Here is a 25,613-nt window from a genome sequence, read left to right as displayed (position 1 = left end):
TAAACCCTGCGCCGGTAGCGGCGTAAAATTCTGCTCCGAAGCCTGACCTGCCGCGCCATGTGCTGGCAGCGCAGCATCAGGCTGGATGGCTCTCTGCATTCCCGGTCCGCTCCGGATCTTTAAATGAAACCCTAAATTATCATGCGACTTTTACCGTTGTTCTTGTCCGCGGCGCTTGCCGTTTTTTCATCGCTGGCCGGTGCGCAAATGGCTGAGCCATTTTCACCCCCCGGTGGCCTGCATCCGCACCAGCAGCGCTGTGCTCAGCAGGAAATTGTGGGTGATAACGCACTGCCTCAGTATGAAAACAGTGAGAACGTTTCTCGCTGCTGCAGCGATCTGCACGCCTGACACCTGCCGCCGCTCTCCGCTAATGCGACAACCGCATTTTTCGACATTGTTTCCCGGCGCGGTCACCGCTATCGTTTCGCCACGTAATGAGAATTATTTACATTAATTTAGCGTGGCGGCACAGGCGGAGTGCGCTGCTGCCGCTGCCGGGAGAAGTGAATTGTCACAGAAAAAGAGTCGTGCACCGCAGCGAGTGCGTAATGAGCTGCGCTTTCGTCATCTGACGGTAGCCAGCAAAACCCGTGTTGCCGGCGTCTTCTGGCGCATTGTATTTACCGGGGCCGATCTGGCAGGCTTTCATTCCCCCTCGTTTGACGATCACATCAAAGTCTTTTTTCCCTCCGGGCCGGGCTGCGATGTTGCGCTGCCGCAGCTGAGTGAAGAGGGCATCGTCTGGCCTGAGGGCGTGCGTCCCGCCGCGCGTGACTACACGCCGCTGGCGTTTAACGGCGTCGACTCTCTGATGCTCGATTTCTATATGCATGATGACGGAGTGGCGAGCGGCTGGGCAGCTGCGGCTAAGCCTGGCGACCGGATCGCGATGGGCGGGCCGCGCGGCTCCTGCATTATGCCGGTGGATTACGCCTGCCAGGTGTATGTCTGCGATGAAACCGGGCTGCCTGCTTTTAAGCGGCGCTATGCGGAGCTGCAGGCGCAGCACGTTCACCTGCTGGCGTTTACGGATGCCGCTATCGGACACGACTATCTGGGAGAGATGGAGGGCGTTACCGTTCACTGGCTGGGCAGCAACCGTATGGCGGCCACTACGCCAGCGCAGCTGACGGCAGAACTGGCTGCCATCGATTTTACCGGCGATGACTATTTTGTCTGGCTGACCGGAGAAGGCAATGCGGTGAAGCAGCTCAGCGACTATTTTACGCAGCAGCGCGGCGCGGATACGGACTTTGTCCGCGCCGTCGCCTACTGGCATCAAAAGTCACCTGAAAAGTAAGCAGCGGCAGATATCCCGCTGCCGGCGAGCGGCGCTAGCGCCGTTTGTCGGCATGGCCCAGTGAGCGATCCGGCCAGCAGTAGTCGCGCACGCGCTGTTTCAGCGTGACCGCATCCGGAAAACCGCCGTCGCGTTTGCGCTCCCAGATAACCTGACCATCCACGCTGATCTCAAAGACGCCGCCGGTACCAGGCTGCAGCGTGACCGCGCTGAGATCGTCGCTGAACGTCTGCAGCAGCTCCTGAGCCATCCACGCTGAACGCAGCATCCAGTTGCACTGGGTGCAGTAGTGCAGGGTAATCGCGGGCTTAGACATCGTTAACTCCCTGACGGCAATCCACTATCAGCCGGCCGCGCACGTTGCCCGCCAGCAGCTGTTCGGCACCTTCCTGCGCTTCGCTGAGCGGAATGATGCGGGTTATCTGCTGCAGCAGCGCGCTGTCGGCCTGTTCTGCCAGCCGCTGCCACACCTGCTGGCGCAGCGCCTGCGGACACATAACGCTATCGATACCGGTCAGCGTGACGCCGCGCAGAATAAAGGGGGCCACGCTGCCCGGCAGATCCAGTCCCTGCGCCATTCCGCACGCGGCCACCACGCCGTCGCGCCGCATCCCTGCCAGCACGTTGGCCAGCGTATGGCTACCCACGGTATCAATGGCGGCAGCCCAGCGCTCTTTTGTCAGCGGTTTACCCGGTTCGCTGAGTTCAGCACGATCGATTACCGCTGTGGCGCCCAGCGTATTGCACAGGTAGTCGCGCTCAGCCGTGCGTCCGCTGGCGGCGACCACCTCATATCCCAGGCGAGCCAGCAGGCTCACCGCAAAACTGCCTACGCCGCCGCTGGCTCCCGTTACCAGCACCGGGCCGTGCTGCGGAGTGATGCCCTGTTTTTCCAGCGCCATCACGCAGAGCATCGCGGTAAAGCCGGCGGTGCCTATCGCCATCGTCTGCTGCGGGCTGAGCGCATCCGGCACGCTGACCAGCCAGTCGCCGGAGACGCTGGCTTTCTGCGCCAGTCCTCCCCAGTGCTTTTCACCCACGCCCCAGCCGGTCAGCAGCGCCAGATCGTTCTGCTGCCACGCCGGATGGCGGCTGTGGGTCACGCGGCCCACAAAGTCGATGCCTGGCACCATGGGAAACTGGCGTACGATCGGCCCTATGTTGCAGATGGCGAGGGCATCTTTGTAATTCAGCGTGGAGTAGCTGATATCGAGGATAACATCCCGATCGGGAAGCTGTTGCTCGGAGAGATCCTGCAGGGAGGTGCGATACCCCTGCGCATCATTTTCAATGACTAATGCTTTGAACATGCCGCCTCCGGCGATGGGAAGTGTGCAGCCAATAGTACCCCTGATTGTGAGCGGCAGCAAAAAATGCCATTATCGCGACCGGCGGGTGTCCTGCACCGGTCACGCCGTTCCTTTCTGTGCCACTGGCACCCACTCATCCTGTTATGCCGGGGATTTGAGTTATGAACCCATTGAAAATAGCCGCCAGCGTGGCAATTGCGCCGGGCCTGAGCCTGAATACCACCCGCGATGTCGTGACGCTCGACACGACCGACTTTACTGACGTTGCCGCGGTGGTGCTCTCACTGGCGGATACGCGCAGCGGCGTACTGATGCTGCTGCGCCAGACCGGATTTAACCTGCCGGTATTTGTGGCTAACGCGTTTGATACTGCAGTGCTGGATCTGCCTGGCGTGACCGGAGAAATCAACGGCGCAGCTGAAGAGTGGCAGGCGCTGGAGCAGGCTGCGCAGCAGTATGAGGCCGCACTGCTGCCGCCTTTCTTTGATACCCTGACGCGCTACGTCGATATGCAGAATAGCACCTTCGCCTGCCCGGGCCATCAGGGCGGGGCGTTTTTCCGCCGCCATCCCGCCGGGCGGCAGTTTTATGAATTTTATGGTGAAAACCTGTTCCGCTCTGATATGTGTAATGCAGATGTCCGGCTGGGCGATCTGCTAATCCATGAAGGCTCGGCGAAAGATGCGCAAAAGTTTGCAGCCCGCGTTTTTAACGCCGACAAAACCTATTTTGTGCTGAACGGAACATCAAGCGCTAATAAAGTCGTCACCAATGCGCTGCTGACGCGCGGCGACCTGGTTCTGTTCGATCGCAATAACCATAAATCCAACCATCACGGCGCGCTGCTGCAGGCGGGCGCCACGCCAGTCTACCTGGAGGCGGCACGTAATCCGTTTGGCCTGATTGGCGGCATCGACGCGCACTGTTTCGATGAAAGCTATCTGCGGGCAGAGATCGCAAAGGTTAACCCTGAACGCGCCAGGCAGGCGCGGCCATTCCGGCTGGCGATTATCCAGCTCGGCACCTATGACGGCACCGTTTACAACGCGCGTCAGGTGGTGGACCGCATCGGTCATCTGTGCGACTACATTCTGTTTGACTCCGCGTGGCTCGGCTATGAACAGTTTATTCCGCTGATGGCAGCGGGTTCACCGCTGACGCTTACCCTGACGGAAGACGATCCGGGGATCTTTGTCACCCAGTCAGTACACAAACAGCTGGCGGGCTTTTCGCAGACCTCACAGATCCATAAAAAGGATAATCATATCCGTGGTCAGCAGCGCTTTTGCCCGCATAAGCGGCTGAACAACGCCTTTATGCTGCACGCCTCAACCAGCCCGTTTTATCCGCTGTTTGCCGCGCTGGATATCAACGCGCGTATGCACCAGGGCGAGGCAGGACGCAGCCTGTGGCACGACTGCGTCATACAGGGCATTGATGCGCGTAAAGCGATCCTGCAGCGCTGCACCATGATTAAACCGTTTCTGCCTGCTCAGGTACACGGCGCGCGTGGCAGCAGGCAGACAGCGCCGCTATCGCCCGCGATCCGGCTTACTTTAGCTTTGAGCCCGACGCAGAGTGGCACGGCTTCAGCGGCTATGCGCCGGGCCAGTATCAGATTGACCCCTGCAAGCTGCTGCTTACCACGCCGGGCATCGACGCACGCAGCGGCGCGTACAGCGACTTTGGCATTCCGGCCACCATACTGGCGAACTATCTGCGTGAAAACGGCATCGTGCCGGAGAAGTGCGATCTCAACTCCATTCTGTTCCTGCTGACGCCGGCAGAAAGCGCGGAGAAGATGGCGCATCTGGTGGCGATGCTGGAGCAGTTTGAACAGCAGGTGCGCGAAGATGCGCCGCTGGCGGAAGTGCTGCCGAGCCTGTATCGCAAGCATGCGGAGCGCTATCGCGGCTATACGCTGCGCCGCCTCTGTCAGGAGATGCACGATCTCTACGTCAGTTTTGCCGTTAAAGATCTGCAGAAAGCGATGTTCCGCGCTGACTGTTTCCCGCCGGTAGCGGTCAATCCGCAGGATGCGCATCAGGCTTATATCCGCGGTGAAGTGGAGCTGGTGCCGGTCGCAGAAGCGGAAGGGCGCATCGCGGCGGAAGGGGCACTACCTTATCCACCGGGCGTGCTGTGCGTCGTGCCCGGCGAGGTGTGGGGCGGGGCGGTACAGCGCTACTTCCTCGCGCTGGAAGCGGGCATCAACCAGCTGCCGGGCTTTTCACCGGAGCTGCAGGGTGTGTATATCGCGGAACAGAGCAGCGGCTATAAGCAGCTGGTGGCGAATATGCTGACCTGAGCGTATCGCGCCCTGACCCGATCGGGCAGGGCGCGACAATCCGGCGCATTTAATAGCGGTGATAGCTGCGCTGCGCCTGGTTAACTTTATAGAGATAACGACGCGACTCGGCAGAAGGATGGCGGCTGGTCAGCGTCTGGTAGACATCGGCTGGCGACATATCGTTGATCAGCGAAAATGCGCGATCTTTATCGCTGGAGAAGACGCGCAGTACGCTGCCGGCACCGCCGTTATACGCGGTGATCACCGCATAGCGACGCGAAGTGGGATCCTGAATGCCGCCCAGATAGCTTTTCTGCAGCAGCGACAGATAAGCCGTACCGGCATCGATGTTGTTTTCCGGGTCCAGCAGATAACTGCGGCTCGGCTTGCCCCATTTACCTTTCATGCGGAAAACATCAACGCCGGCAGTATGCTGCACCACCTGCATCAGCCCCAGCGCATCAGCGTGGCTGACCGCATAGGGGTTAAAGCTCGATTCGGTCTGCATAATCGCCAGAATCAGTGAGGCATCGACACCATACTGCTCAGCAGATTTGCGCACCATCGGCAGATACTTATGTGCACGCTTGTCGAGATGGTTCGGCACCATCGGAATGGTTACCGACCAGATCACATGCAGCCCGGCGGTGCGTTTTTGCAGTTTGTTCTGGATCAGGTAGTCCGCAAAGCTGGCGGCGCGCCCCTGCCAGCGGATCGGCTGCCCGGTATTATCCAGCACCTGGCCATACAGCAGCGGCTCTTTACTGATCTTAATATCGTTAGCGTCAGAGTAGAGATCGACATTGCCCGGATCGTCGCCGATCAGCAGGGTGGTGACGATCGCCTGGCGCAGGCTGGCCATAGGATCGGTACCGGAGATGGTCTCAATGGTGATACTACCCTTGTCGAAGTTGATGTGACTGCGGGTGTAGTAGCTGTCACTGTACTTCACATAATCTTTCGGCCCGGCGATAAGGACTTCATTAATGCCCCAGATATTTTCAATATTGGCGGCAAACTGTCCCATCAGAATGTCAAAGCCGTTGGTATCTTTAACCCACTCTTCGTGATACTGCGATTTTTTTTGTCCGGAGCAGGAGATTAATAGCGGCGCGATCGCCAGCAGGGCTATCAGTTTTTTATTCATCGTGAATCTGTGCCTGACTCAAAAAAGCGGGCCTCAAAGGAAGGCCCGGAACGGTTATTTTTCTGGCGGGGTAAAACCTTCGATATGCACATCTTTGCCTTCAAACAGGAAATTGACCATCTCCTTTTCCAGCACTTTGCGATCTTCCGGATTCATCATGTTGAGCTTTTTCTCGTTGATCAACATGGTCTGTTTCGACATCCACTGCTGCCAGGCTTCTTTAGAAATCTCATTATAGATGCGCTTGCCCAGCTCGCCGGGATAGAGCTGAAAGTCCTGGCCTTCAGCGTCACGTTGCAGATAGGTACAAAAAATGGTGCGGCTCATTACTCTTCCTCTTCGATCGCGCGCGATGACAGTGACAGCTGCTGCGGATGGCGTAATTCATGCAGTAAACGCTCTACCGGGGCAGCAAGGCCCACTGACGGTGGTTGCGCTAAGTTATACCAGAGACCGCCCGCTTCATCCATCAGCGACCCGGCGGATGGCTCTGCCAGCCACATCGGCACAATATCCAGATGGAAATGGCTAAAGGTGTGGCGAAATGCCGTCAGCTGCTGCAGAGCGCCGCTAATACCGTGCTGTGTCAGCCACTCCCGCAGTGCATCCTCGCTGCTAAACTGCGGAAAGCAGTAAAGGCCGCCCCACAGTCCCGTGGGCGGGCGCTGCGCCAGCCAGACATTATCGCCATTCTGCATCAGTAAAAACCAGCCGCTGCGCACCGGCAGAGTGACTTTGGGCTTTTTGCCCGGATAGTCAGCCCAGCTCTGGCTGGCATACGCCTCGCAGCCGCTATTGAGCGGGCAGATTTCGCACTTTGGCCGTGAACGGGTGCAGACCAGGGCACCCAGATCCATCATCGCCTGATTAAACTGGCTGACGCCCTGCGCTGGCGTCACTGCTTCGCTGATCTGCCACAGCTGCTTTTCAACCTCTTTTTTGCCAGGCCAGCCGCCTATGGCGTAGCAGCGTGCCAGCACACGTTTGACGTTGCCATCCAGAATCGGAAAATGCAGGCCAAGCGACAGTGACAGGATCGCCCCGGCGGTAGAGCGGCCTACGCCCGGCAGGGCTGCAATCGCCGTGAAGTCCGGCGGGAACTCGCCGCCGTGCTGATCCACGACCTGTTTAGCCGCTTTATGCAGGTTGCGCGCCCGCGCATAGTAGCCAAGGCCGGTCCAGAGATGCAGTACTTCGTCGAGCGGCGCGGCAGCAAGATCGCCCACGGTGGGGAAGCGCGCCATAAAACGTTCAAAATAGGGAATAACCGTGGCAACCTGCGTCTGCTGCAGCATGATCTCTGAAAGCCACACTTTGTAGGGCGTCTTTTCCAGCTGCCACGGCAGCGTTTTACGGCCAAAGCGGTCATACCACTTCAGCACCTGTTGCGCGAATTGCGACGCCTGCATCATATGAAGGAAATTTTCCGTGTTTACTCTACAATCAGGCAGGAATTGCAGCACAGAGCGTCAGGGGTGTAAACCGGAAGATTGCAAAGGCTTGCTTCTGACCTTTAACTTTGCATAATGCCCGTTTCCCCGAACAGGCTAACCAGCAGGCTTCAACATGATAAATGACGTCATCACTCCGGAATTTGATGAAAACGGGCGGCCGCTGCGCCGTATCCGCAGCTTCGTACGCCGCCAGGGGCGGTTAACGAAAGGCCAACAGCTCGCGCTGGATCAATACTGGCCGGTGATGGGCGTTGAGTATCAGCCCGCGCCGCTGGACATGACCGCGCTGTTCGGGCGTGACGCACCGCTGGTACTGGAGATCGGTTTTGGTATGGGCGCCTCGCTGGTCACCATGGCGCAAAATAATCCGCAGCAGAACTTCCTGGGCATTGAAGTGCATGCGCCGGGCGTAGGTGCCTGTCTGGCATCTGCGAAAGAAGCGGGCGTGGAGAATCTGCGGGTCATGTGCCATGACGCGGTAGAAGTGCTGGAGCATATGATCCCGGATAACTCTCTGCGCATGGTGCAGCTTTTCTTCCCGGATCCGTGGCACAAAGCGCGTCACAATAAACGCCGTATCGTGCAGGCGCCGTTTGCTGAACTGGTGCATCGCAAGCTGAAGCTTGGCGGCGTGTTTCATATGGCCACCGACTGGGAAGATTACGCGACCCATATGCTGGAGGTGATGAACAGCGTAGCGGGTTACGTTAATCAGTCAGCCACCCAGGATTACGTGCCGCGTCCCGAGACGCGTCCACTGACTAAATTTGAGCAGCGCGGGCAGCGACTGGGCCATGGCGTGTGGGATCTGATGTTTGAGAGGGTAAAATAATGGCCGTACAGCGTAGTCGTCGTTTACGTAAGAAACTGCATATTGATGAGTTTCAGGAGCTGGGTTTCTCCGTAGCATGGCGTTTTGCCGAGGGAACCACCGAAGAGCAGATTGATGCCACGCTGGATCAGTTTATCACTGAGGTGATCGATCCAAACGGTCTGGCTTATGACGGCAGTGGTTATCTGGTATGGGAAGGCCTGGTCTGCATGCAGCAGACCGGAAAGTGCACCGATGAGCATCGTGAACTGGTGCGCAAGTGGCTGGAAGGGCGTGAATTGTCTGATATCCAGATAACGGAACTCTTCGACGTCTGGTGGGACTAAGTTGTAGTGCGACATTCGGCTGCGCATGAAGGCGCGCCCTGTAATGTTTTGCACCAGGGGCGCATTAATGCGCCCCCTGCGATGTAATTTGCCGCAGGGGCGCCATTCATGGCGCCCGTTGTAACACCGCGCCAGAGGCGCATTAATGCGCCCCCTACAATGTAATTTGCCGCAGGGGCGCCATTTATGGCGCCCGCGCCATTGGCCGCACAATACCCACCCCGCACAGCACATTCAGGAGATCTCATGATTCGTAAGGCTCTGTTCGCCGCGCTACTGCTGACGGCAGCGCAGGCACACGCTGACTACCAGTGCAGCGTTAATCCGCAGGATGATGTGGTGATCACCCCACAAAGCGTTCAGGTTGTCGGCAGCAACGGCAATCTCACGATGACTCCACAGGGTGATGTCACCTTTAACGGCAAAACGGTTACCGTTGATAACGCGGCACGTCAGCAGGCGATTGATTACCAGAGCGCGCTGCGTCGCGATTTGCCGTGGGTCAGCAACGGCGCAAAAACGCGCCTTGAACGCGGGCGCGCCGCACTGGATAAAGTGATCGTTGAGAAACTGGGCAGCGACAGCAATGTGCGCAACCGCCTGACCACGCTGGATGGCCAGCTGAAGCAGCAGATGAATCGCATCATTGAGCAGCGCCAGGATGGCCTGACGTTCCACCACCAGGCAATAAACCAGGTGCGCGCTGACGGACAGAAGCTGGTACAGAGCACGCTGGGCGGCGTACTGCAGGATAGCCTGAATGAGATGGGCACGCAGCAGGCGACCAGCGGCAGTAATCCGCTGCAGGCGCTGATGGGCAATCTGGGTGGTCTGCAGCAGTCGATTCAGACTGAATGGAACAACCAGGAGCGCGATTTCCAGAACTTTGGCCATGAGGTCTGCAACCGGGTCATCGCGCTGGAAAACCAGCGTAAAACGCTGGTGAAGAGTATTAACTAGCAAAAAAAGAGCGGCCACCGGGCCGCTCTGATTACATAAACAGTTCCAGCAACGAATTCAGGAACAGTTTGCCTTTCTCGGTGATCTGCCACTCGCTGGCGCTCTCAGTGACATAGCCTGCGGCGATAGCCTGATCCATTTGCACGCGGATCGCCTGCTCATCCAGCCCGGTATAGCGCTGAAACTCCGCGCGCGGTGCCGCTTCCAGCAGCCGGAACCGGTTCATAAAGAACTCAAACGGCTTATCTTCGTTTGCCACCTCATGCTGTTTATCAAGGTAGTTGCCCTTCATAAAGCCGCGCGGGTGTCGGGTTTTTACCGTCCGCACAATGCGACCATCAGGCTGCGTCAGCTTGCCGTGTGCACCGCAGCCGATACCGAGGTAATCTCCGAAGCGCCAGTAGTTGAGGTTGTGCTCACAGCGATAGCCCGGTTTCGCGTAGGCTGAGGTTTCATACTGCTGATAGCCGGCAGCCGTCAGCAGCTGATGTCCCTGCTCGTAGATATCCCACAGCGCATCATCATCCGGCAGCTGCGGCGGTCGTGAGCCAAACAGCGTGTTCGGCTCAATGGTCAGCTGATACCAGGAGAGATGCGGCGGGTTAAGCGCAATTGCCTGACGGAGATCGTCCAGCGCCTCTTCCAGCGACTGGTCAGGCAGGCCATGCATCAGATCCAGATTAAAACTGCGCAGCCCGAGCGCGGCGGCCAGTTCAGCGGCGCGTTTCGCCTCCTGCGGTCCATGAATACGCCCCAGCCGCTCCAGCTTCTGCGGACTAAAACTCTGCACGCCGATGGAAATGCGATTGATCCCCGCGGCCTGATAGCCGCTGAAGCGATCGGCTTCCACCGTGCCGGGATTCGCTTCCATGGTGATCTCCGCATCAGCCGCCAGCGGCAGGCGCGCCCGTACGCCATCCATCAGCGTCTGCATCGCGTGGCTGCTCAGCAGGCTTGGCGTGCCGCCGCCAATAAAGATTGTGCGTACCTCGCGTCCGGCGGTCAGAGGCAGGTCCTGCTCAAGATCCTGCAGCAGGTGCTGCACATACTCCAGATGCGGGACTTCCCCTTTCAACGCGTGTGAGTTGAAGTCGCAGTAGGGGCACTTTTGTACGCACCACGGAATATGGATGTAGAGGCTCAGCGGTGGTAACTCAGCCATTGCGCATCGCGTCCAGCAGCAGCGTTAACGCTTTACCCCGGTGGGAGAGAGCACGCTTATCCTCTTTGCTCAGTTCAGCGGCGGTTTTACCCGCTTCCGGTACAAAGAAGATGGGATCGTAGCCAAAGCCGCCTTCACCGGCCGCCGTACGGGTAATTTCGCCCGCCCAGCTGCCGTGAAACACCAGCGGTACCGGGTCAGCGGCGTGCCGCACATAGACCAGCACACAGTGAAACTGCGCCTGACGCGCGCCATCCGGCACATTTTCCAGCGCCAGCAGCAGCTTCTCCAGATTTTGCTGGTCGCTGGCTTCTGCGCCAGCATAGCGTGCGGAGTAGATGCCGGGCGCGCCGCCCAGCGCATCTACCGCCAGACCGGAATCATCCGCGATAGCCGGCAGGCCGGTTATCTGCGCCGCGTGGCGCGCTTTAAGCAGCGCATTTTCAATGAAGGTCAGACCGGTCTCTTCGCTGACTCCACGCCAAGCTCCGTTTGCGCCACGATATCCAGCCCGAAATCAGCGAGCAGATCGGCCAGTTCGCGAACTTTGCCCGGATTACCGGTTGCGAGAACAACTTTTTGCATAACAGTTCCAGATTAACAAATTACAGCAGATACCAGAGACCCGGGAACAGGTCCATGCCAAGGAAATTCAGCGCATAGAGCACCAGAATGACAATCATGGCGGAGAAGTCGATACCGCCCATAGCGGGCAGCATACGGCGAATAGGTGCCATCAGCGGTTCGGTAAGCTGTATCAGCACGTGATCCAGCGGCCCGCGTCCCTGGCTGATCCAGCTCATCAGCGAGCGGATAATAATGACCCAGAACACCAGATTACCGGCTGACTTCAGCAGCGACAGCAGTCCAACCAGCAGATTGGTGGGATCAACCGAGAAAGCGCCGACCTGAATCAGCAGCAGAATCGGATACTTCAGCGTGGTCAGCACAAACGCCAGCAGCAGCGAGGCGGTATCGATGGGGCCGATAGCGGGCAGCACGCGACGCAGCGGTTTGATCACCGGCTGCGTAATCTTCACCACAAACTGCGCCAGCGGATTGTAGAAGTCGCAGCGTGACCACTGCATCCAGATACGCAGCAGCAGTACCATGACGTAGAGATCGATCAGCGTTTTGACTAAAAACGTCAGTGTTAACATGGAGTTCCTCAGTTATTGTTGTGAAGGTCGCGCATAATCCCGCGCGCCAAACAGGGCGGTGCCAATTCTTACCATAGTGCTGCCGGCCGCGATTGCCGCTTCCATATCGTCGCTCATGCCCAGTGAAAGCGTATCAATGGCGGGATAGTCGCGCTGCAGCGCATGAAACGCACTGGCCATCTGCTGGCAGACGGCCAGCTGGCGTGCATAATCCTGCTCGGGAGCCGGAATCGCCATCAGGCCGCGCAGGCTCAGGCGGGGCAGGGCGGCGATAGCAGCGGCCAGCGCCGGAACAGCCTCCAGCATGATGCCAGATTTACTGTTTTCGTCACTGATATTTACCTGAATTAACACGTTCAGCGGCGGCAGGTGCGCCGGACGCTGGTCGTTAAGCCGCTGCGCAATACGCAGGCGATCAACGGTATGACACCAGGCAAAATGTTCTGCGACCAGACGGCTTTTATTCGATTGCAGCGGACCGATAAAGTGCCACTGCAGATCGCCTTCCGTCATCAGCGCCGCGATCTTTTCCACCCCTTCCTGCACATAGTTTTCGCCAAACGCGCGCTGCCCGGCGGCAACCGCTTCTGCGACAGCGCTCGCAGGTTTGGTTTTGCTTACTGCAAGCAACGTAATCTCTTCTGGCGCCCGGCCGCAACGCACGGCAGCGGCAGCGATACGCTCGCGTACCTGATGTAAGTTGTGCTCAATGGAAGTCATAGTCAGGAGAAATAAATGGATTTAGATGAAATTGTGGCCCTTAGTGTAAAGCATAACGCCGCCGATCTGCACCTGTGCAGCGGACATTTACCGCACTGGCGGCGGCAGGGCGTGCTGGAGCCGGTGCCGCAGCAGCCGCCGCTGTCATCTGCGTGGCTGGAGACGTTTGCTACGCGGTTTCTCAGCGCTGCGCAGCAGTCGGAGCTTGACGTCACCGGACAGGCGGACTTTGCCCTGACGCTCAGCAGCGGCGTACGGCTGCGTGCCAATCTTTTCACCCAGCGGCACGGATTATCACTGGCGCTGCGGGTGATTGCGCAGACAATCCCGCCGCTGGCGCAGCTGCGCCTGCCGCCTGCCGTGCAGCAGCTCCTGCAGCTGCAGGAGGGACTGGTTCTGATTAGCGGCGCAACCGGCAGCGGCAAGTCGACGACGCTGGCTGCACTGGTACAGGCGCTGAACCAGCAGCAGGCGCGGCATATCATCACTCTGGAGGATCCGATCGAGTTTGTGCACCGGAGTCAGCGCTCGCTGATTCAGCAGCGTGAAGTGGGGACGCACTGCCTCTCTTTTCAGCACGGGCTGAAAGCGGCGCTGCGTGAAGATCCCGACGTTATTCTGCTGGGTGAACTGCGCGACAGTGAGACGATCCGTTTAGCCCTGACCGCCGCTGAGACCGGACATCTGGTGCTCGCTACGCTGCATACCCGCAGCGCGGCGCAGGCGGTTGATCGTCTGGTTGATGTCTTTCCGGCCGAAGAGAAAAACCTGGTGCGCACGCAGCTGGCGGGCAGCCTGAAAGCGGTAGTGGCGCAGCGGCTGGTGGCGGCGAAAGCGGGCGGACGTGTTGCGCTGTATGAGGTGCTGATCGCCACGCCTGCGGTAGCCAGCCTGATCCGTGAAGGCAAAGGACATCAGCTGCCGGGCGTGCTGCAGACCGGTGCGCAGCATGGCATGCAGACCTTTGCGCAAAGTGAACAGGCACGCCGCGCGGAGGGCATTATTGACCAGGCAAGCGGATAGCGGAGCTGAAGCAGCACTGATGCTGCAGCTGTGCGCCCGGTCAGCTCCCGGCATCGGCTACACCTGCTGACCGGAGTGCGCTTTATCGCGTTTACGCCGCTTGCAGCGTCAGTGGGTTTCGAACCAGTCCTGCAAAATAATCACGGCCGACTGTGAGTCTACCTGTCCTTTCTGCAGTGCACGAAAGCCGCCGCGCTTAAAGAGATCGGCGCGCGCCTCAACGGTACTCAGGCGCTCATCCTGCAGCTCAACGCGTACGCCAAAGCGGCCGTGCAGGCGATTGGCAAATTTGCGTGCGCGGGCAGTCAGCGGCTGTTCGGTGCCGTCCATATTCAGCGGCAGGCCGACCACCACGTAGTCAGGCTGCCACTCCTTCAGCAGTTTCTCAATCAGGTTCCAGTCTGGCGTGCCTTCCTGAGCTTTCAGCGCTGTCAGCGGACGTGCGGTGCCGGTGAGCTGCTGACCCACGGCAACACCGATGCTTTTGGTGCCAAAATCAAAGCCGAGCAGCGTTGCATTCTGCATCAGGCGTGTCCCGCATCGCTGGTCATGTTATGAATATCGACACCCATGCTGCGGGCGGCTTCGCGCCAGCGTCCGGCAATCGGCGTCTGGAACAAAATTTGCGTGTCGGCCGGGGTCGTAAGCCAGGCGTTCTCCAGCAGCTCGTTCTCCAGCTGATCTTTTTCCCAGGCGCAGTAGCCGAGTGCGACCAGCACATTCTCCGGCTGCTGAGCAGTGCCGATCGCTTCCAGCACATCGCGCGAGGTAGTAATCACGGTGTTGTCTGAGATGCGAATACTGGAGGCATAAGTATGCTGCGCAGAGTGCAGAATAAAACCGCGATCTTCCGCCAGCGGGCCGCCGGCAAACACCGGTTTATCGAGCTTAATCGCCGGATCGCGCTCTGACGGAGTGATTTTTAGCTTCTTCAGAATACCCTCTACCGTCAGGTTCTCCATCGGTTTATTAATAATCAAACCCATCGCACCCTCTTCATTATGCTCGCAGATATAGACAACAGAGCGTTTGAACAGAGGATCCTGCAGAGAGGGCATCGCTATCAAAAAATGATGCTGTAAATTCATTGTCACTCATTTACCGAAGAGAACCGGCGCCAGTGCGGCAGCGCCGGTATCAAAGGGGTTAGGGAGTTTGCACTCCGGCTGCGTCCTCAGCCCAGACGTTTTTCGATCGCGTCCATCAGCATTCCGGTAACTGAAATCGGGAACGCCGCTTCAATTTCCCGTACGCAGGTTGGGCTGGTGACATTCACTTCAGTAAGTTTATCACCGATGATATCCAGGCCAACAAAAATCAGCCCCTTCGCTTTCAGCGTGGGACCGACACGTCGTGCAATTTCCCAGTCGCTGTCAGAAAGCGGGCGCGCTTCGCCGCGACCACCGGCTGCAAGGTTGCCGCGCGTTTCGCCGCCCTGTGGAATACGCGCCAGGCAGTAAGGTACCGGCTCGCCATCGACGACCAGGACGCGCTTATCGCCCTCTTTAATCGCCGGCAGATAATTTTGCGCCATGCAGAAGAACTGGCCGTGATTGGTCAGGGTTTCTGTGATCACGCCAAAGTTTGCGTCATCCTGCTTAACGCGGAAAATGGATGCGCCACCCATACCGTCAAGCGGCTTCAGAATGACATCACCATGCTCCTGCCAGAAAGCGCGCAGCTGCTCTTTATTACGGGTGACCAGCGTATCCGGCGTCAGATCCGCAAACCATGCAGTATAGAGCTTTTCGTTACAATCGCGCAGGCTCTGCGGTTTGTTTACAATCAGCGTACCCTGCTCTTCAGCCCGCTCCAGCAGATAGGTCGCGTAGATAAACTCGGTGTCAAAAGGTGGATCTTTACGCATCAGCACAACGTTGAGATCGGCCAGCGGGATAGTCTGCTCGCTGCCAAACTCATACCACTGCGAAGCATTCTGCTCCACGCTCAGCAGACGCGTACGGGCGTAGGTCACGCCGCCGCGCAGAGAGAGGTCGCCCATCTCCATGTAATGAATTTCGTAGCCACGACGCTGTGCTTCCAGCAACATGGCGAAGCTGGTGTCTTTTTTAATATTGATAGACGAAATCGGGTCCATCACAATGCCAAGCTTAATCATTATTCTCTCCTCAGAGGGGATATCAGCGACGTCCTTCCATGCGAAAGCGTCGTGCTGTGTAGTAGTCTGCGTCTCTTTTACGGCCCGAATTATCCCTTAACCGAGATCGCCAAACCTCACCTGAAGTGCCGTTATGGCGGTGAGGGCAGTGGTTTCCGTGCGCAGCACGCGCGGCCCCAGTAATATATCCGTAAAGCCCTGCTGCGCCGTCATGGCGATCTCCTCAGCAGATAATCCCCCTTCAGGGCCAATCAGCAGCCGCACCCGCTCAACCGGTTGCGGCAGGGTGTTGATGCTGTGGCTGGCGCGTGGATGAAGATTCAGCCTGATGCCCTCATCAGCTTCGGCACACCAGGCTTCCAGCGTCATCGCGTCACGAATCAGCGGTACGCGGTTGCGGCCACACTGCTCGCAGGCGGCGATAGCAATCTTCTGCCACTGCTGGATCTTCTTTGCCAGCCTTTCTGCATCCAGCTTCACGCCGCAGCGCTCAGAAAACAAGGGCGTAATCACGTTTACGCCCAGCTCTATCGATTTCTGGATGGTGAATTCCATTTTTTCACCACGCGACATCACCTGACCCAGATGTAAATGCAAGGGGGATTCCCGGTCATCAGGCTGACCGCTAAGAACCCTTACTTTTACACGCTTTTTATCCGCCTGGGTGATTTCGGCGTTAAAAGTCAGATTAGTGCCATCAAACAGTTCAAGCATCTGCCCGGCGCCCATGCGCAGCACGCGGCCAACGTGGTTAGCCGCGTCATCTTCAAGAAAGATTTCACTGTCAACAGAGAGCGGTTCGGGGTGATAAATGCGGGGTATACGCATGCGGTTCCTGCCAGCGTTATTGCCGCATCCCGTGATGCGGCGCAAAAATAATAAGCTAGTTTAGGGTAGCGCTTTTAGCGCTGGCAAGCGCGCTGTACATACGGGTTGTGATTTCCCTGCACCTGAGCAATACGGCTGTCGCGCTCGCACTCCCAGACGCTGACCGGATAGAGCTTATCCCAGGCGCTGAACAGCTGAGTCTGCTGGCGGGAGAGGCGCAGCTGATAGCGATCGCGCATGTAAAAGTAGGTGCGTGCAATGGCGCCGCGCGCGCGGGCCGGCGGTTCAGCCAGCTTCTGTTTGAAGTCGACTTTCATCGCGCACTGTCCGTAAGGCTGCTCGCCGCCGTTCCACTGGCTGTACTGGAAATTATTGCGATCGCCGTTAACCTCGCCGATGGCGGGCTGAAGATTATGCAGATCGCTCTCTATACGGCGATAGACCGGATCTTTGGCGCAGTTTTTTCGCCCTCCCTCCTGCCAGCACTGGCGCTGATGGCCAAATTCCCACGCCGGAACCACATGTTCCCATTCAATACGCCCGGCGCGGTTGGCATTTTTTCGTACGCTATAGCCGCAGCTTTTAAGATCGGGCACGCCTTTTTTTCCCTGCCAGCTGATTGTGCAGCCGCAGTAGAAATCGGGCGCATCCGCGTTGATTTGCGATGCGACCACTTTTGCCTGGCGAAAATTATTCTGATGAAACGAAGAGAAGCTGAGGCTGTACGCGCTAAGCGGTGCCAGCAGCAGAGGAAGAAGTAACAGCGTTTTGCGAGACATATTCCAGAAATTTACCCGATACCCAAAAAAGGGCGGCAGGGTAGCAGAATGACCGGAGCGGGGAAATGGGATTAGCGCGCTATATGCTGCTGAATTCGCCGGGCTGCAGCAGTGAACCACAGCGAACGCAGCGATATTCACTCTCTCCGCGCAGCACGCGATTATGCCGGCGCACGGTCAGCTGATGCTGCTGACAGCTGCAGCGATAGGTGAAGGTGTTGGTGCGCACCGAGTTCAGGGCAAACTGATGCGTACGGCGTGCCGGCACGCCCAGCACCGTCTCCATCATCCACTTCCACTCTTTGCCGTGCGGCGCGACGCGCCCGAAGCGCTTCCACACCAGCAGGTGCGCCAGCTCATGCGGCACCACTTCGTCGGTGAACGCCTGCAGATTCTCCTGCAGCAGCACCGGATTCAGCCGGATCTCCCACTTCTCCAGCCAGGCGGTACCTGCGGCAGTGCCGCGCTGCTGGTAGAGCAGTGCGGGTTCATCAAAGGTGCATTCAAGGCGCTGTGCGGCGAGCTGCAAAAAGTGCCGCAGCGATCGCATGACCGCCTGCTGACAGGCGACAGGTACGCGGGAAGTTTTCATGGCGCGCAGCATACCATACGCTGCGCTGGCGCGGCAGCGGGCAGTCGCGCCCATAAAAAAGGGCCGCCCGCAGGCAGCCCTTGTCACTCAGTAAAACATTACTGCTGACCGATGTCGCGCAGTTTTTTACCTGCCATCAGGTTACGCTCAATGTGCTCCAGCGAGACGTTTTTGGTCTCCGGGATCAGCACCAGCGTCAGCACAATGAAGAACAGGTTCAGGCCGGCATAGACCCAGAAGGTCGGCGCGTTGCCCAGCGTGTTCAGCATGGTCAGGAAGGTAGCGCCCACGATCATGTTGGCGATCCAGTTCGTGGTGGTCGAGACGGTAATCCCGAAATCGCGCCCTTTCAGCGGCTGAATTTCAGAGCAAAGCACCCAAATCAGCGGGCCGGCTGACATGGCAAAGCCGATGATAAACATCAGCAGCATCGCCACGGCGAAGTACTGTGCGCCCTGAGAGTGGATGCCCAGGTGCAGCATAGTGCCGAGAACGCCCATACCGGCCGCCATAACCATAAAGCCCAGCACCAGCGTCGGTTTACGGCCCCAGCGATCGACCAGACCGATAGCGATAAAGGTCGCCAGAACGTTGACCAGACCAACAATCACCGTACCCCACATCTGCTGCGTGGTGTTGGCGAAGCCGGCAATTTCAAAAATTTTCGGCGCGTAATACATAATGACGTTCATGCCGGTGAACTGCTGCATCACCTGCAGCAGCACGCCGAGGAACACCGCACGACGGAAGTTGCTGTTGCCCTGGAACAGCTGCCAGCCAGACTGTTTTACTTTCAGGCTCTCACGGATCTCATCCAGCTCACGTTTTGCCTGTTCGCTGGTGTCGCGCAGGCGATCCAGCACGCGCTGCGCATCGCGGAAGTTACCTTTCGCAGCCAGCCAGCGCGGGCTGTTTGGCAGGAAGAAGACGCCAACCAGCAGCAGAATCGCAGGGATAGTGATCACGCCCAGCATCCAGCGCCACTCTCCGGATGCGCTGAACGCGGTATCAGAGAGATAGGCACCCAGAATACCGATGGTGATCATCAGCTGATAGAGCGAAATCATACTGCCGCGGATTTTCTCTGGTGCAATTTCAGAGAGATAGAGCGGGGCAGTATAAGAAGCCACGCCAACTGCCAGGCCCAGTACTACGCGGGCAGCAATCAGCATCTCCGGGTTTGGCGCCATAGCTGACCACAGCGAACCGATAACAAACAGCACAGAGCCGGCCATCAGGCTCTTTTTACGACCCAGGTGTGATGACATCCAGCCGCTGCCGATTGCACCGACCGCCGCGCCAAACATCATCGAGCTGACAATCCACTCCTGCTGGTGAGCAGTAACGTTGAAATCTTTAGCGATAAAGGGCAGGGCACCTGCGATGACACCGATATCCAGCCCGAACAGCAGGCCGGCTAACGCCGCCAGAAAGCAGACAAACAGGGTCATCGCCTTGTTTGAGGTTCTGCTTTTGTGAGTATTACCAGGCATAAAGCCTCCGAAGTTATTTGTCTTGTTTTTTATTAATGCTAAGAGACCTGTACACGATAAAAAGTGAGCGCGATCACACGAATGTAACCGATTACACACGCCGAAACCCTGTAATCCAGCATTTTTTGCCCGGAACAGTCTCTTCGCCAGTAAGGTATAGCACCCTTCAAGTTTCTGACATCGCTTTAAATATTGCCTATCAGACGACGCTGAAAATAACGCATTTTCAGAGTGATGACTACGCTGAAAAATCTCTAAATTACAGATTAAAAAAGAGTTTTAGAATGTAATCGTTAACACTTTGTTATCACAGCGGTGATAAGAGTGTAGCCAGTGAAAAATTTTATGCCCGGGAAAGCCTGAAGCCAGCTATGCCGCAGGATTTCACCCGGCAGGAAGCACGCAGGGCGATTAACGGCACGGCACCCAGGGGGCGCATTAATGCGCCCCCTGGTTCAGATGATGTACGCAGCCAGGGGGGCATAAATGCCGCCCCTGTGGTTACACATGACCCACCCCTGGTCCGGATGAGTTACGAAATCAGAGCGGTGGGGTACGTTCAGGCATAAAAAAGCCCGCACAGAGCGGGCTATTAAACAGAATACTCTGCGCTTACAGGCCAGCGGCTTCGCGCAGCAGGGCGGCTTTATCCGTCTGCTCCCACGGGAAGTGTTCGCGGCCAAAGTGACCGTAGGCGGCGGTCTCTTTATAGATAGGTTTCAGCAGATCCATCATCTGAATCAGACCGTAAGGGCGCAGGTCAAAGAATTCACGAACCAGCAGCGTCAGCTGTTCGGTCGGTACTTTCTCAGTGCCAAAGGTTTCTACCATGATCGACGTTGGCTCTGCCACGCCGATAGCGTAGGAAACCTGAATCTCGCAGCGATCGGCCAGGCCGGCAGCAACAATGTTTTTTGCCACATAGCGCGCGGCGTAGGCTGCAGAGCGGTCAACTTTTGATGGATCTTTACCGGAGAAAGCACCGCCACCGTGACGAGCCATGCCGCCGTAGGTATCAACGATGATTTTACGGCCGGTCAGGCCACAGTCACCCATCGGGCCGCCAATAACAAAGCGACCAGTCGGATTGATATGGTATTTAGTGCTGGCGTTGATCCACTCAGCAGGCAGCACCGGCTTGATGATCTCTTCCATCACCGCTTCACGCAGATCGGCCTGAGAAACCTCTTCTGAATGCTGGGTTGAGAGCACGACAGCGTCGATGCCAACAATCTTGCCACCATCATACTGGAAGGTGATCTGGCTTTTGGCGTCCGGGCGCAGCCAGGACAGCGTGCCATTTTTACGCACTTCAGCCTGACGCTGCACCAGACGGTGCGCATAGGTAACCGGCGCAGGCATAAGCACATCTGTTTCGTTAGTTGCGTAACCAAACATCAGACCCTGATCGCCCGCACCCTGCTCCAGCGGATCGGTACGATCTACGCCCTGATTAATATCAGGTGACTGCTTGCCAATGGCGCTCAGTACGGCGCAGGAGTTGGCATCAAAGCCCATATCAGAATGAACATAGCCGATCTCACGTACGGTATTGCGGGTGATCTCTTCAATATCGACCCAGGCGCTGGTGGTGATTTCACCGCCTACCAGTACCATACCGGTTTTGACGTAAGTTTCGCAGGCCACGCGCGCTTTCGGATCCTGTTCGAGGATGGCATCCAGCACGGCATCGGAAATTTGGTCAGCGATCTTATCAGGATGTCCTTCTGATACGGACTCAGATGTAAAAAGGTGTTTAGCCATTCTGTTCTTTACCTTAGAAATGGGTTGAATTCGACTGCATAGCGCCAGTGAAAAACCTGCTTAGCGCCCCTTCAGGCAAAGCCACGAGCAGCAGGGAGTGTCAGCACGCCAGGCTCACACCGCCTGGAACTTATTCAGTTTAGATGGAAAACCATCTGGACGGCTATTTTAGGTTACCCGATGTGCATTTTACCAGAGCTTTTTCTGATTCGGTTTGTTTCAAAAAGCGGCTTACTGGAAGCTTTTGCTGACAGCGCGCGCAGGGCGGGGACAAAGATTTTGCAATTTTACCCGGCTGGCGGTATAAAACGCCGCTATTGATGCCAGGACGCCGTCAGGCGTTGCACGATCAGATACCGTGTCTGATTTTTTTCCGCTCCGTTTCCGCATGCTGCCCGCAGGCGCTGGAGGTGAGTAAAGTAATGAACCGTTCCCATCTGCTCTCTGGTTCACAGCGCATATTTTGCGCGCTGGCCTCTCTTTCTGCTGTTCACTCTTCCTGTTCTTTCTGTCGATGTTTGCCGCCGCGCAATCATGACGACATGCATAGCCATTAAACTGCGGCTGAAATCAGACACCAGCACACGCGCGTGATTTACACCCGCAGCCGTGCCAAATCCGATTGGATTTCCACTGACTGCAGCACGATGTTTTACACTTACTGGCAGTAACACCCGGGGTAACCTGATGAGGCGGGACACGCAGCATGAATAAGTTTTTAGCCGCAAACGCACCAGCAGTACCTGATAACTCTCTACTATTTCAACAGAAAACTGAGGTTCGCGATGTCTGACGACATGAAGAATATCAAGGGTTCGTCAGCTGGCGAACAGGGTGTCCTCCGCTCAATGCAGGAGGTGGCGATAAGCGATCAGGAAGCGAGCCGTATGCTGCGCACCTATAACATCGCCTGGTGGGGCAATAACTATTACGACGTAAACGAGCTGGGCCATATCAGCGTATGTCCGGATCCCGATCGGCCTGAGGTGCGGGTTGACCTGGCGAAGCTGGTCAAAGAGCGCGAGGCTGACGGTCAGCGTCTGCCGGCGCTGTTCTGTTTTCCGCAGATCCTGCAGCATCGCCTGCGCTCCATCAACGCGGCGTTCAAGCGCGCACGCGAATCCTATGGTTATAAAGGCGACTACTTCCTGGTTTATCCGATCAAGGTTAATCAGCACAAGCGCGTCATTGAATCGCTGGTTAACTCGGGTGAACCGCTGGGCCTTGAAGCGGGCTCAAAAGCAGAGCTGATGGCGGTACTGGCGCACGCGGGCAAAACGCGCACCGTTATCGTCTGTAATGGCTATAAAGATCGTGAATATATCCGGCTGGCGCTGATCGGTGAAAAGCTCGGCCACAAAGTCTACCTGGTGCTGGAAAAAATGACCGAGGTCCGTCTGGTACTGGAAGAGGCGGAGCGTCTGAATGTGGTACCGCGTCTCGGCATCCGCGCGCGCCTGGCCTCGCAGGGCTCGGGTAAGTGGCAGTCGAGCGGTGGTGAGAAATCGAAGTTTGGCCTGGCGGCATCTCAGGTGCTGCAGCTGGTGGATATCATGCGCAAAGCTGGCCGGCTTGACAGCCTGCAGCTGCTGCACTTCCATCTCGGCTCGCAGATGGCGAATATCCGCGATATCGCGACTGGCGTACGCGAATCTGCCCGCTTCTATGTTGAGCTGGCAAAGCTTGGCGTAAATATTAAATGCTTTGACGTCGGCGGCGGCCTGGGGGTGGACTATGAAGGCACCCGCTCCCAGTCTGACTGCTCGGTAAACTATGGCCTGAATGAGTATGCCAATAACGTTATCTGGGCGATTGGCGACGCCTGCGAAGAGCATGGTCTTGAACATCCGACGGTGATCACTGAGTCAGGCCGCGCCGTAACGGCACACCATACCGTGCTGGTCTCTAATATCATTGGCGTAGAGCGTAATGAATTCAGCACGCCGGTCGCACCTGATACGGATGCACCGCGCCCGATTCAGAGCCTGTGGGATACCTGGCAGGAGATGCATGAGCCCAATGTGCGCCGTTCGCTGCGTGAATGGCTGCATGACAGCCAGATGGATCTGTTTGATATCCACACCGGCTACTCATCCGGCACCTACGATCTGGGACAACGCGCGTGGGCGGAACAGCTCTATCTGAGCATTTGTCACTATATCCAGCAGCATCTGGATCCGAGCAATCGTGCACACCGCCCGATTATCGATGAGCTGCAGGAGCGTATGGCAGATAAAATCTACGTTAACTTCTCTCTGTTTCAGTCGATGCCGGATGCCTGGGGTATCGATCAGCTCTTCCCGGTTATGCCGCTGGAAGGTCTGAACAAGATGCCGCAGCGTCGCGCTGTGCTGCTGGATATTACCTGTGACTCCGACGGGACAATCGACCATTACGTTGACGGTGACGGGATCGCAACCACTATGCCGATGCCTGAATATGATGTGGATAATCCGCCAATGCTGGGCTTCTTTATGGTGGGTGCTTATCAGGAGATCCTCGGCAATATGCATAATCTATTTGGTGACACCGAAGCAGTAGATGTGTTTGCTTTCCAGGATGGCAGCGTGGAAGTGCAGTTATCAGATGAAGGGGATACCGTCGCTGACATGCTGGAATATGTACAGCTGAATCCGGACGATCTGATGACGCTATTCCGCGATCAGGTGAAACAACAGCAGGATATAGATGAAGAGCTGCGATCGCAGTTCCTTGCCGAGTTTGAAAGCGGCCTTTATGGTTATACCTATCTTGAAGATGAATAATCAGTAATAACGTATCGGGCTGCGGGGCCCTTTTTTTTTGCTGTAAAATTTTTTCTGGTTTGTGACGTAATTCACTATTTCATACGAGCGCCACTTCCTCGTTTTCTTCTGCCGCTGCTGTCCGATCAGTTTGGCTTAAAAATCAATATCCTCTACCGGTACTGCTCGCTCTGGCTCTGCATTTTCTTATGTATTGATAAATTTTTTTATGTTTCGCTTATCCTTAAATCATAATTTATTTATGTTTTTAATAAATAAGAGATGTTTTTAGCTGTGATGCATCTGGCGCATTTACTGGCTCCAGGTTTCCTGAAAAATAGCCGGTTATCGCTAAAGTGAAACGCTAATAACGCTGCGCCTTAACATTAATTTAACTTAAAATCAGTAATATAACGCTAAGTGAGGCGCGGATGCTCGCGCGGTGCAAGAAAACAGGCTTATTTACAGGTGCCAGTTATAGAATATTACCGGAATGGTTGTCAAAAAATGATTGGTTTTAGCTATCATTTCAGGGCCATTTTTAGCTGAAAACTATTTTTCAAAATGTAAATTGCAGGCTAATCTCCAGTTGTTATAGTAATTTTTGTCGATGTTTCGATTTAAGATAACATGAATAAGTCTGATCTTTAGAGTCTTATCAGCAGCGTCTTCAGGAAGGGTGCCATGACCGAGCGTTTTAATCCGGTTTTCTTGCTGGAACCCGTTCATAGTCTGACCGGAGAGGTGACTTCATGGGAGCTGCTGACACGTTTTAAAGAAAAAAAAGCGACAACTACACAACGCAATCCCGACAGAGAAGAGCATTTTTTCTCTCTGCTTTCTGCCGATGAGAAATGGCAGCTATTCCTTCACCAGGTCGAAAATATTATTCAGCTTAGTCAGCAGGGGCTTAACCAGGTTATCAGCGTAAACGTAGACAGAGATATTGTTGCCGGCATATTTGCAGACGAAGTCATTCAGGAAAAACTGGCGTCTGTTGCATTATTGCGGCTGGAAATCTCTGCATTTTTCACCTCGCGTTTTAATAGTGAGGATCTGCTGACCCTTAAAGGCGTAGCGAAAATTACGCCGGCTCCTCTCTGGCTCGACAATTTTGGTCCGGGTTATTCAAGCCTGACCATGCTTGACAGCGGAATATTTGAGATCGTCAAGATTGATAAAGCGTTTTTCTGGCAATTCAGCGAAGACCGCACCTTTGACATTCTGCTTAATCACCTTAATCAATTATGCCGCGGCGTCATTGTTGAGGGGGTTGAAAATCAGCACTATGTGGATCTGCTTGCGCATAAGCCCGTTTATGGCATGCAGGGTTACCACTGGCAGAGTGTTTATCTTGATGATTTATTTGCGTAATTCAGCACACAGCTTTGCGATTATGGTCTGCGCAGAAAGTCATTTCAGCTGAAAAGGTAAGCGTGCCTGCTGCGCTTATATTCACTTCTGAATCACGCTTCTGTATTCCGCATAACGCCTGATGTCCTTTCTGAATCCGCAATTAAACCTGTTCAGCGCTGTTCTTACTCTTTTACCGGAATAAGAACGGCCGATGAAGGATGTAAGTAATTCACTGAATTACTTGCGATAGC

At 56.2% G+C, this 25,613-nt stretch carries 24 protein-coding genes and 2 pseudogenes; 9 read left to right on the top strand and 17 right to left on the bottom strand.

All coding sequences use genetic code 11. The annotated features are described in order from the left end of the window. Positions 1–207 precede the first annotated feature (207 nt). Together HA43_RS09575 and HA43_RS09570 are read left to right on the top strand one after the other, a co-directional pair. Positions 208–351 (top strand): cytochrome P450, encoded by a 144-nt coding sequence (locus HA43_RS09575; protein ID WP_233496306.1) that lies wholly within the window; start codon positions 208–210, stop codon positions 349–351. A 160-nt stretch (positions 352–511) separates the two neighbouring features. Further along, positions 512–1,303 (top strand): siderophore-interacting protein, encoded by a 792-nt coding sequence (locus HA43_RS09570; protein ID WP_094111536.1) that lies wholly within the window; start codon positions 512–514, stop codon positions 1,301–1,303. Between the two features lie 34 nt (positions 1,304–1,337). On the opposite strand, the gene HA43_RS09565 is transcribed toward HA43_RS09570, so the two are convergent. Then, on the bottom strand, positions 1,338–1,619 hold the full coding sequence (locus tag HA43_RS09565) for an Rdx family protein (RefSeq protein WP_039380110.1): 282 nt from the start codon (positions 1,617–1,619) through the stop codon (positions 1,338–1,340). Then, positions 1,612–2,613, bottom strand: a complete 1,002-nt coding sequence (gene acuI, locus HA43_RS09560; protein WP_094111535.1) for an acrylyl-CoA reductase (NADPH) — start codon at positions 2,611–2,613, stop codon at positions 1,612–1,614. The genes HA43_RS09565 and acuI overlap by 8 nt, the downstream gene beginning before the upstream one ends. Before the next feature lie 161 nt (positions 2,614–2,774). Here acuI and HA43_RS09555 point away from each other — a divergent pair. Next, positions 2,775–4,921 (top strand): annotated as a pseudogene (locus HA43_RS09555) (ornithine decarboxylase). A 49-nt stretch (positions 4,922–4,970) separates the two neighbouring features. Here HA43_RS09555 and mltC read toward each other — a convergent pair. Genes mltC through mutY form a run of 3 tightly spaced genes read right to left on the bottom strand, consistent with a single transcriptional unit; the run spans position 4,971 to position 7,462 of the window. Then, entirely contained in the window at positions 4,971–6,050 is a 1,080-nt protein-coding gene (gene mltC, locus HA43_RS09550; protein ID WP_039380107.1) for a membrane-bound lytic murein transglycosylase MltC, read from the bottom strand. 54 nt (positions 6,051–6,104) lie between these two features. Continuing rightward, positions 6,105–6,377: an oxidative damage protection protein gene (locus HA43_RS09545; RefSeq protein WP_039380106.1), complete on the bottom strand. Its 273-nt coding sequence runs from the start codon at positions 6,375–6,377 to the stop codon at positions 6,105–6,107. Beyond that, positions 6,377–7,462: an A/G-specific adenine glycosylase gene (gene mutY / locus HA43_RS09540; RefSeq protein ID WP_094111534.1), complete on the bottom strand. Its 1,086-nt coding sequence runs from the start codon at positions 7,460–7,462 to the stop codon at positions 6,377–6,379. The genes HA43_RS09545 and mutY overlap by 1 nt, the downstream gene beginning before the upstream one ends. Before the next feature lie 154 nt (positions 7,463–7,616). Here mutY and trmB point away from each other — a divergent pair, with 154 nt between their 5' ends. The 3 genes from trmB to HA43_RS09525 all read left to right on the top strand — a co-directional run bounded on the left by trmB (position 7,617) and on the right by HA43_RS09525 (position 9,622). Then, complete coding sequence (trmB, locus tag HA43_RS09535) at positions 7,617–8,336, top strand: tRNA (guanosine(46)-N7)-methyltransferase TrmB (RefSeq protein ID WP_039380104.1); 720 nt, start codon at positions 7,617–7,619, stop codon at positions 8,334–8,336. Next, positions 8,336–8,662: a YggL family protein gene (locus HA43_RS09530; protein ID WP_071668591.1), complete on the top strand. Its 327-nt coding sequence runs from the start codon at positions 8,336–8,338 to the stop codon at positions 8,660–8,662. Before trmB ends, HA43_RS09530 begins: the two co-directional genes overlap by 1 nt. A gap of 246 nt (positions 8,663–8,908) precedes the next feature. Then, positions 8,909–9,622, top strand: coding sequence for a YggN family protein (locus tag HA43_RS09525; protein WP_094111533.1), 714 nt, complete (start codon positions 8,909–8,911; stop codon positions 9,620–9,622). Between the two features lie 31 nt (positions 9,623–9,653). On the opposite strand, the gene hemW is transcribed toward HA43_RS09525, so the two are convergent. The 4 genes and pseudogenes from hemW to HA43_RS09505 form a co-directional block, all read right to left on the bottom strand. Beyond that, positions 9,654–10,784 carry a radical SAM family heme chaperone HemW gene (gene hemW / locus HA43_RS09520; protein WP_094111532.1) on the bottom strand — a complete coding sequence of 377 codons (1,131 nt, stop codon included), beginning with the start codon at positions 10,782–10,784 and terminating at the stop codon, positions 9,654–9,656. Further along, positions 10,777–11,369: pseudogene (rdgB, locus tag HA43_RS09515) on the bottom strand (RdgB/HAM1 family non-canonical purine NTP pyrophosphatase). Before rdgB ends, hemW begins: the two are co-directional and overlap by 8 nt. Positions 11,370–11,389: 20 nt before the next feature. After that, positions 11,390–11,944, bottom strand: coding sequence for a YggT family protein (locus HA43_RS09510; RefSeq protein ID WP_039380096.1), 555 nt, complete (start codon positions 11,942–11,944; stop codon positions 11,390–11,392). 12 nt (positions 11,945–11,956) lie between these two features. Beyond that, on the bottom strand, positions 11,957–12,664 hold the full coding sequence (locus HA43_RS09505; RefSeq protein WP_039380094.1) for a YggS family pyridoxal phosphate-dependent enzyme: 708 nt from the start codon (positions 12,662–12,664) through the stop codon (positions 11,957–11,959). A 15-nt stretch (positions 12,665–12,679) separates the two neighbouring features. On the opposite strand from HA43_RS09505, the gene HA43_RS09500 reads away from it, so the two are divergent. Next, positions 12,680–13,687, top strand: a complete 1,008-nt coding sequence (locus tag HA43_RS09500; RefSeq protein ID WP_094111531.1) for a type IV pilus twitching motility protein PilT — start codon at positions 12,680–12,682, stop codon at positions 13,685–13,687. Between the two features lie 108 nt (positions 13,688–13,795). On the opposite strand, the gene ruvX is transcribed toward HA43_RS09500, so the two are convergent. From ruvX to metK, 8 genes are all read right to left on the bottom strand, one after another. Next, complete coding sequence (gene ruvX, locus HA43_RS09495) at positions 13,796–14,212, bottom strand: Holliday junction resolvase RuvX (protein WP_039380089.1); 417 nt, start codon at positions 14,210–14,212, stop codon at positions 13,796–13,798. Further along, a complete protein-coding gene (locus tag HA43_RS09490; protein WP_039380087.1) occupies positions 14,212–14,775 on the bottom strand; it encodes a YqgE/AlgH family protein in 564 nt (187 codons plus the stop codon). Before HA43_RS09490 ends, ruvX begins: the two co-directional genes overlap by 1 nt. 86 nt (positions 14,776–14,861) lie before the next feature. Beyond that, positions 14,862–15,806 carry a glutathione synthase gene (gene gshB, locus HA43_RS09485; protein WP_039380084.1) on the bottom strand — a complete coding sequence of 315 codons (945 nt, stop codon included), beginning with the start codon at positions 15,804–15,806 and terminating at the stop codon, positions 14,862–14,864. Between the two features lie 96 nt (positions 15,807–15,902). Further along, entirely contained in the window at positions 15,903–16,634 is a 732-nt protein-coding gene (rsmE, locus tag HA43_RS09480) for a 16S rRNA (uracil(1498)-N(3))-methyltransferase (RefSeq protein WP_039380081.1), read from the bottom strand. A gap of 74 nt (positions 16,635–16,708) precedes the next feature. After that, positions 16,709–17,413, bottom strand: coding sequence for a deoxyribonuclease I (gene endA / locus HA43_RS09475; RefSeq protein WP_039380079.1), 705 nt, complete (start codon positions 17,411–17,413; stop codon positions 16,709–16,711). Positions 17,414–17,492: 79 nt separating this feature from the next. Next, on the bottom strand, positions 17,493–18,005 hold the full coding sequence (locus HA43_RS09470) for a SprT family zinc-dependent metalloprotease (RefSeq protein ID WP_139803626.1): 513 nt from the start codon (positions 18,003–18,005) through the stop codon (positions 17,493–17,495). A gap of 98 nt (positions 18,006–18,103) precedes the next feature. Further along, entirely contained in the window at positions 18,104–19,498 is a 1,395-nt protein-coding gene (locus tag HA43_RS09465; protein ID WP_065648236.1) for a sugar porter family MFS transporter, read from the bottom strand. A 612-nt stretch (positions 19,499–20,110) separates the two neighbouring features. Next, positions 20,111–21,262, bottom strand: coding sequence for a methionine adenosyltransferase (gene metK / locus HA43_RS09460; protein ID WP_071668584.1), 1,152 nt, complete (start codon positions 21,260–21,262; stop codon positions 20,111–20,113). A gap of 785 nt (positions 21,263–22,047) precedes the next feature. Here metK and speA point away from each other — a divergent pair. Together speA and HA43_RS09450 are read left to right on the top strand one after the other, a co-directional pair. Beyond that, positions 22,048–24,027, top strand: coding sequence for a biosynthetic arginine decarboxylase (gene speA / locus HA43_RS09455; RefSeq protein ID WP_039380074.1), 1,980 nt, complete (start codon positions 22,048–22,050; stop codon positions 24,025–24,027). Between the two features lie 663 nt (positions 24,028–24,690). Further along, entirely contained in the window at positions 24,691–25,380 is a 690-nt protein-coding gene (locus tag HA43_RS09450) for an EAL domain-containing protein (RefSeq protein ID WP_094111530.1), read from the top strand. The last annotated feature ends 233 nt before the right edge of the window (positions 25,381–25,613 follow it).

The sequence above is a fragment of the Pantoea eucrina genome (assembly GCF_002095385.1).
GTDB lineage: Bacteria > Pseudomonadota > Gammaproteobacteria > Enterobacterales > Enterobacteriaceae > Pantoea > Pantoea eucrina.
This window is presented reverse-complemented; position numbering and strand designations above follow the sequence as displayed.

What these genes read in the sequence shown, in the direction of transcription:
- HA43_RS09525 (WP_094111533.1), top strand. Translation starts at nt 8,909, where the DNA reads ATGATTCGTAAGGCTCTGTTCGCCGCGCTACTGCTGACGGCAGCGCAG.
- ruvX (WP_039380089.1), bottom strand. Translation starts at nt 14,212, where the DNA reads ATGCAGAATGCAACGCTGCTCGGCTTTGATTTTGGCACCAAAAGCATC.
- HA43_RS09510 (WP_039380096.1), bottom strand. Translation starts at nt 11,944, where the DNA reads ATGTTAACACTGACGTTTTTAGTCAAAACGCTGATCGATCTCTACGTC.
- HA43_RS09450 (WP_094111530.1), top strand. Translation starts at nt 24,691, where the DNA reads ATGACCGAGCGTTTTAATCCGGTTTTCTTGCTGGAACCCGTTCATAGT.
- HA43_RS09465 (WP_065648236.1), bottom strand. Translation starts at nt 19,498, where the DNA reads ATGCCTGGTAATACTCACAAAAGCAGAACCTCAAACAAGGCGATGACC.
- HA43_RS09545 (WP_039380106.1), bottom strand. Translation starts at nt 6,377, where the DNA reads ATGAGCCGCACCATTTTTTGTACCTATCTGCAACGTGACGCTGAAGGC.
- HA43_RS09470 (WP_139803626.1), bottom strand. Translation starts at nt 18,005, where the DNA reads ATGAAAACTTCCCGCGTACCTGTCGCCTGTCAGCAGGCGGTCATGCGA.
- mltC (WP_039380107.1), bottom strand. Translation starts at nt 6,050, where the DNA reads ATGAATAAAAAACTGATAGCCCTGCTGGCGATCGCGCCGCTATTAATC.
- metK (WP_071668584.1), bottom strand. Translation starts at nt 21,262, where the DNA reads ATGGCTAAACACCTTTTTACATCTGAGTCCGTATCAGAAGGACATCCT.
- HA43_RS09490 (WP_039380087.1), bottom strand. Translation starts at nt 14,775, where the DNA reads ATGAATTTACAGCATCATTTTTTGATAGCGATGCCCTCTCTGCAGGAT.
- endA (WP_039380079.1), bottom strand. Translation starts at nt 17,413, where the DNA reads ATGTCTCGCAAAACGCTGTTACTTCTTCCTCTGCTGCTGGCACCGCTT.
- acuI (WP_094111535.1), bottom strand. Translation starts at nt 2,613, where the DNA reads ATGTTCAAAGCATTAGTCATTGAAAATGATGCGCAGGGGTATCGCACC.
- mutY (WP_094111534.1), bottom strand. Translation starts at nt 7,462, where the DNA reads ATGATGCAGGCGTCGCAATTCGCGCAACAGGTGCTGAAGTGGTATGAC.
- hemW (WP_094111532.1), bottom strand. Translation starts at nt 10,784, where the DNA reads ATGGCTGAGTTACCACCGCTGAGCCTCTACATCCATATTCCGTGGTGC.
- gshB (WP_039380084.1), bottom strand. Translation starts at nt 15,806, where the DNA reads ATGATTAAGCTTGGCATTGTGATGGACCCGATTTCGTCTATCAATATT.
- HA43_RS09530 (WP_071668591.1), top strand. Translation starts at nt 8,336, where the DNA reads ATGGCCGTACAGCGTAGTCGTCGTTTACGTAAGAAACTGCATATTGAT.
- HA43_RS09505 (WP_039380094.1), bottom strand. Translation starts at nt 12,664, where the DNA reads ATGACTTCCATTGAGCACAACTTACATCAGGTACGCGAGCGTATCGCT.
- HA43_RS09575 (WP_233496306.1), top strand. Translation starts at nt 208, where the DNA reads ATGGCTGAGCCATTTTCACCCCCCGGTGGCCTGCATCCGCACCAGCAG.
- trmB (WP_039380104.1), top strand. Translation starts at nt 7,617, where the DNA reads ATGATAAATGACGTCATCACTCCGGAATTTGATGAAAACGGGCGGCCG.
- HA43_RS09565 (WP_039380110.1), bottom strand. Translation starts at nt 1,619, where the DNA reads ATGTCTAAGCCCGCGATTACCCTGCACTACTGCACCCAGTGCAACTGG.
- HA43_RS09500 (WP_094111531.1), top strand. Translation starts at nt 12,680, where the DNA reads ATGGATTTAGATGAAATTGTGGCCCTTAGTGTAAAGCATAACGCCGCC.
- speA (WP_039380074.1), top strand. Translation starts at nt 22,048, where the DNA reads ATGTCTGACGACATGAAGAATATCAAGGGTTCGTCAGCTGGCGAACAG.
- rsmE (WP_039380081.1), bottom strand. Translation starts at nt 16,634, where the DNA reads ATGCGTATACCCCGCATTTATCACCCCGAACCGCTCTCTGTTGACAGT.